Origin of the sequence: Oligella ureolytica DSM 18253, from assembly GCF_000373745.1 — a bacterium.
Taxonomy (GTDB): Bacteria; Pseudomonadota; Gammaproteobacteria; order Burkholderiales; family Burkholderiaceae_B; genus Oligella; species Oligella ureolytica.
On sequence record NZ_KB892351.1, the window covers coordinates 1 to 3,844 of the forward strand.

Genomic DNA, 3,844 nt, shown 5'->3' on the forward strand with positions numbered 1-3,844 from the left:
CCCCGCCATAAATGACGGGGTATCTCGCGCAACATCTTTATGAAACCTATCCTACTAAGCTTACTTAACACCACTGAACAAGATATCACAGCACTCAGTCCTTACTATGACGTTATCAGCATCAAGAGTCTCGATGAGGGCTTAGCTTTACCTGCAGAGACATTAGAGCGAGTGGAGGCTTTATTTGGCGCAGCCACACGACAGGTCAGCATTGAGTTCCTTGATGCACTACCTAATCTAAAGGTCATCAGCAGTTTCGGTGTAGGCTTTGACCCCTATGACGAGAGTTATATCACCGGCCGCAAAATTCGCCTAGGCTATACGCCCGATGTATTAAATGACTGTGTTGCTGATTTAGCCTTTGCCCTACTGCTTGACTGCGCCCGTCAGGTGAGCGCTTCCGATCGCTATGTACGTGAAGGTCGCTGGGTTACCGAGGGTATCTTTCCGCTCGGCGTACAAGTTAGCGGCAAGCGTTTAGGCATTGTCGGTTTAGGCCGTATTGGCATGGAGATTGCCGAACGCGCCAAGGGTTTCCGTATGGATGTTATTTACCATAACCGCAATCCACGCACTGACGTACCCTATCGTTATGTCGAGTCACTCATTGAACTCGCAAAACAATCTGACTTCCTTGTTGTCGCGACGCCGGGCGGCCCTAGCAATGCAAAGTTAATTAATCAGGAAGTATTAGAAGCACTAGGCCCTGAAGGCTATTTAATTAACATTGCTCGCGGTGTCGTCGTTGATGAGGACGCGCTCGTTGCTGCGCTACAAAGCAGAACCATTGCCGGCGCAGGACTCGATGTTTTTGTTAATGAACCTCATGTACCTGAGGCTCTTTTTGAGTTAGATAATGTCACTATCTGTCCACACATCGCGAGTGCCACCATTGAAACTCGTGGTGCAATGCGCGATTTAGCGATTGAAAACTTTATCCATTTTTCCAAACACGGCGAGGTCAAAGTTGCCGTTCCTTGGGCTAATTACGCTTAACTGGCACTTAGCTGCACAGCAAAACAGGTCGCTACCGATGTATTAGGTAGCGACCTGCTTCACTCTAAACATACATTATCTACGTTTTTTCAGACGCTTCGGCTTCTTAAAGCGAACTTCACTGATAATCACACCCAACACAATCAACGCTGCACCAACAAACGCTAAGGCGGGTAAGCGCTCACCGTACAAACGACCAATCACCCCACCCCATACCGGTTCGCCGGCATAAATTAAAGTAGCACGGGTGGCAGAAACATGCTTTTGGGCCCAATTCATGGTCATTTGAATCAGTGCACTTGCTAAGCCCATCAACAACACAATACCAACCAGATACCATGAAAACTGTGGTACCGACTCGCCCATCCCACCTGACACCGCAAAAGCGAGCAAGGCTGTCGCCATCAATTGAATAATCGTCACACGCAGCAAATTTAATTTACCGGCATAACGACTAATTAAAATAATTTCGGCGGATATGGCCAACGCGCCCAACGCAGTTAGTAGCTCACCCTTACCAACCACCGAGCCACCAAGTCCATCCGGTCCTGCTAACAGGGCCAAACCGACAAACGCCAAGACGATTCCCAGCAAATTCATATGTGTCGGTCGACGCTTCAGAAATAGCCACTGCAATAAGGGAACCAATGGCACATAGAGCGCCGTAATAAAAGCCGATTTACTACTGGGAATGGTCTGCAAACCAACCGTCTGCAAACTATAGCCAAAGAAAATACAAACACCGATTAACGCACCGGCCTTTAATTCTTGAACAGTCACACCCTTTAAGATACGCCAAGAACATAAGCCAATAGCAAAAGCAGCACAAGTAAAACGTAACCCGACAAAAAAGAAAGGGTCACTCATCGACAAGGCTAATTGTACTAAGAGGAAGGTACCACCCCAGAAAACCGTAATCAGCATTAAGGCCCATTCCGGTTTTCCAAACGGCCTATAATCGTTAACTCCGTGATTCATTACTCATCAGCACCTTAAGCTACTTTCTTTTTTGCACCACAAGCAACTAAAATCATGCCAAGCACAAAGCCAATCAACGCCGGTGCAATCCAACCCAAACCAATGCTATACCAAGGTAAATAATTAGTTAAAAAAGCATTAACTGCATCAGGTAAGCCTAACGCCGCTTTCCAGCCATCCAATAAGCCGACAATAAACGTCAAGCCCATCGTACATAGATAAACAGCATGGTAGCCTTTAAACATAGAGTGTGAGAAAACCAATAAAATCAACACCACGGTCAGTGGGTACAACAACATCAAAACAGGTATAGAAAAACTGATAATGCCACTTAGACCTTTATTGGCTAAAACACATGAGATCAGGGTAAAAATAAGTGCATAGCCCTGATATGAAATACGCGGAAGTAACCGTGCAAAGTATTCAGCACATGCAGCAATCAAACCGACCGCCGTCGTCAAACACGCTAAGAAAATAATGATCATTAAAAGAAGCTGACCGAGCGTACCCCAATAGTGGCTTGCGATGCCTGACAGCACCAAGGCGCCATTATCTAACCAACCGAGCACTTCAACACTGCTGGCACCCATATAGGTCACCAAGCCATACACTACCGCTAAGCAAAAGGCAGCCAGCACACCGGCGCCCATCGTCATACGCATCAGCTGCTGATTATTACTCACACCTGCCGATTGCAGGGAAGCAATTACAATAATGGCAAACACGAGCGCTGCCAATGCATCCATGGTCTGATAACCCGCCAAAAAGCCCTCAACTAAGGGATGACTTTGGAAGTTAGCCTGCGGCTCTGTCAAACCGCCCATCGGATCGGCAATGATTTTTATCGCCAAAATCGCAATAGCGAGCAAAAGTGTTGGCGTCAATATCTTACCGATTCGATTGATTAACTTGCCCGGGCTCATCGCTAAAAAATAAGCGAAGGCAAAAAACGCCACACTAAATACGAACAACAGTAAGGAATCAGACACTCCCTCACTCAAGAACGGTTTAACACCGACCTCAAAGGCAACGGTTCCTGTACGTGGCAGCGCAAATAGCGGACCAATCGAAAGATACAAAGCCACGGCAAAGCACACGCCAAACCAAGGTGTAACACGCGACGCCAATTGCTGTATATCACGTGCGCCGGTATAGGCCATCGCTAAAATACCCAGCATAGGCAAACCGGCTCCGGTAAGCACAAAACCTAAAACAGCTTGAAAATAACTCTCACCCGCCTGCTGCCCCATATGGGCAGGAAAAATTAAATTACCGGCACCAAAGAATAAAGCGAAAAGCATTAAACCCGTTGCTACAAATAATGTCAATGGAGATTGTTTTTGTGTTGACATAAAAACCACTTGAAACTTAAAAAGATTAACTTAAGAGCCCTTTAACATAACATTAAAAGCGCATCTCATAGCAATGATAGATGTACTTGATAAAACCCACGCCCTTAGCGCGATGCCGCTAGAACCACTGATAGAGAGCAAATAAAAGAGTGACGCCAATACTCAGACCAATGATAATTTTCATCATCAGATCGCCATTGACCCCTAACCAGTTAAAAAATGCCCCAATGGTATGACGCCAATAAAAATCAACTGTACGGCTGAAGAATCGCAACACCCAAAAAACAATGAGTAAAAGAAAAAGGTAGCGAATAACAATGAACATGGTTAAATCACCAAATAAAAACGACCTCAGTGATTGTATCACTAAGGCCGTTATGAATTTTTAAGATTAGCAGAACGATACCACTCAACCCCATTGGGGAGACTATAAAATCCTTTGTGTAAATGTCGATATTTAATTAATCTTATAACCTATAGATAGGATGAGAGTATTGACATGGATAACGACAAAATAA

The 3,844-nt window shown here is 45.3% G+C and carries 4 protein-coding genes; 1 reads left to right on the forward strand and 3 read right to left on the reverse strand.

The genetic code is table 11. From position 1 onward, the window contains the following. The first annotated feature begins 39 nt into the window (after positions 1 to 39). Positions 40 to 996, forward strand: coding sequence for a 2-hydroxyacid dehydrogenase (locus B092_RS0112345; RefSeq protein WP_018575539.1), 957 nt, complete (start codon positions 40 to 42; stop codon positions 994 to 996). A gap of 75 nt (positions 997 to 1,071) precedes the next feature. Here B092_RS0112345 and B092_RS0112350 read toward each other — a convergent pair whose 3' ends face one another. The 3 genes from B092_RS0112350 to B092_RS0112360 form a co-directional block, all read right to left on the reverse strand. Continuing rightward, positions 1,072 to 1,974 carry a DMT family transporter gene (locus tag B092_RS0112350; RefSeq protein ID WP_018575540.1) on the reverse strand — a complete coding sequence of 301 codons (903 nt, stop codon included), beginning with the start codon at positions 1,972 to 1,974 and terminating at the stop codon, positions 1,072 to 1,074. 14 nt (positions 1,975 to 1,988) lie between these two features. After that, positions 1,989 to 3,326 (reverse strand): branched-chain amino acid transport system II carrier protein, encoded by a 1,338-nt coding sequence (gene brnQ / locus B092_RS0112355; RefSeq protein WP_018575541.1) that lies wholly within the window; start codon positions 3,324 to 3,326, stop codon positions 1,989 to 1,991. A gap of 118 nt (positions 3,327 to 3,444) precedes the next feature. Further along, a complete protein-coding gene (locus B092_RS0112360; protein ID WP_018575542.1) occupies positions 3,445 to 3,651 on the reverse strand; it encodes a hypothetical protein in 207 nt (68 codons plus the stop codon). Positions 3,652 to 3,844: the final 193 nt, after the last annotated feature.